This window comes from Prochlorococcus marinus, from assembly GCF_001180245.1.
Lineage (GTDB): Bacteria > Cyanobacteriota > Cyanobacteriia > PCC-6307 > Cyanobiaceae > Prochlorococcus_A > Prochlorococcus_A marinus_F.
In genome coordinates, this window is record NZ_CVSV01000026.1 from 1 (window position 1) to 323 (window position 323).

The 323-nt window shown below is 28.5% G+C and carries 1 pseudogene; it reads left to right on the plus strand.

The features are described 5' to 3' along the window. Positions 1–213, plus strand: a pseudogene (locus tag AMO19_RS00450) (NAD(P)H-quinone oxidoreductase subunit 4); the annotation flags it as partial. Positions 214–323 lie beyond the last annotated feature (110 nt).

Here is a 323-nt window from a genome sequence, read left to right on the forward strand (position 1 = left end):
ATAGATGCAGAGCCAAGGGAAGTTTATATAATTGCCTGTTTACTGCTACCGATTATTGGAATAGGTTTATACCCACGATTAATTACTGAAAGTTACATTGCATCTATTAATAATTTGGTCGATCGAGATTTAACTGCAGTTAAAGGTGCTGTGAAAACAAATATTTTTTCAGGAACTAAAACAAATGACATCCTAAAAGCTCCAACAATATAATTTTTTAAATTAACGCAATATTGTTTGGCATTAAATAAATTAAAAGATATCTTGTGAGTAGATTTTATCAATTTCAAAATATCTTATTTTAATCCTATTGATAGGCAACA